General features: G+C 76.2%; 1 protein-coding gene. It reads left to right on the top strand.

Annotated features, from left to right (window positions below):
- Window positions 1–89: 89 nt before the first annotated feature.
- The coding region (locus AC08OJ_RS15645; protein WP_476596101.1) for a phytoene desaturase family protein at window positions 90–1,266 on the top strand (1,177 nt) is incomplete at its 3' end.

Here is a 1,266-nt window from a genome sequence, read left to right as displayed (position 1 = left end):
GCCCGACGTCCTCCGCAGGCCCGACCCCCACCGCAGGCCCAGCCCCACGCCCGGCCCCGGCCGGGGGACTTCGGTGGGCGCATCCGCCGGTGCCGCTCGCCCACCCGCTCGACGACGGCCCGGCGGCGCTGCTGCGCCGCGACCTCAACGCCACCGCGGCAGGCCTCGCCGACCGGGACGGCGCCGATTCCGGCTGGCGCCGGCTGGTCGGCCCGCTGGCGTCCGACGGCTCGCGGCTGGCCGAGGGTGTGCTGGCGCCGTTCGACCTGCCGCCCACCGCGCCCCTGGCCCTCGCCCGGTTCGGCGTGCGCGGGCTGTGGTCCGCGACCGCGCTCGCCCGCGCCGCGCTGCGCGGTGAGGCGGCGCGAGCGCTGTTCGCCGGACTCGCCGCCCATTCCATGATCGATTTACATCGCCCGGTCACCGCAGGCTACGGGCTGTTCCTCGGGGTGCTCGCGCACCAGGTCGGCTGGCCGGTAGCCGTCGGTGGATCATTGTCGCTGGCGGAGGCCCTGGTCGCCCGACTGCGCGAGCTCGGCGGCGAACTGGTCACCGGCGCCCCGGTGACCAGCCTGTCGGAACTGCCGCCCGCGCGGGCCGTGCTGCTCGATCTCACCCCTCGCCAGGTGCTCGCGGTCGCCGGCGACGCGCTGCCCGGCCGCTACCGCGCCGCGCTCAGCCGATACCGGTACGGACCTGGAGTTTTCAAGATCGACTGGGCGCTCGACGGACCGGTGCCCTGGCGCGATCCGGCGGTCGCCGGGGCGGCGACCGTACACCTGGGCGGCACGCTCGCCGAGATCGCCGCGGCCGAGCGGGCCGTCGCCCGCGGCCACCATCCAAACCGGCCGTTCGTACTGTTCGTTCAGGCGTGCGCCGCCGATCCGAGCCGCGCCCCGGCAGGCCGGCACACCGGGTGGGCCTACTGCCATGTCCCACTGGGCTCCAGCGTCGACATGACCGATGCGCTCGAGTCCCAGGTCGAACGCTTCGCCCCCGGATTCCGCGACCGGGTGCTCGCCCGCCACGTGATGGGACCGACGGCACTGGAGGCGCACAACGCCAACGAGATCGGCGGCGACATCGGCGGTGGCACCGCTGACCTGCGCCAGTTGGTCGCCCGGCCGGTGCTCTCGCCACGCCCCTGGGCGACGCCGCTGCCCGGCGTCTACCTGTGTTCGGCCGCCACCCCTCCCGGCGCCGGGGTACACGGCATGGCCGGGCTGCACGCGGCGACCCTCGCCCTCAGCCGGGAGCGGCGAGCGG

Source organism: Frankia sp. CgKIO3 (assembly GCF_977946435.1).
This window is presented reverse-complemented; position numbering and strand designations above follow the sequence as displayed.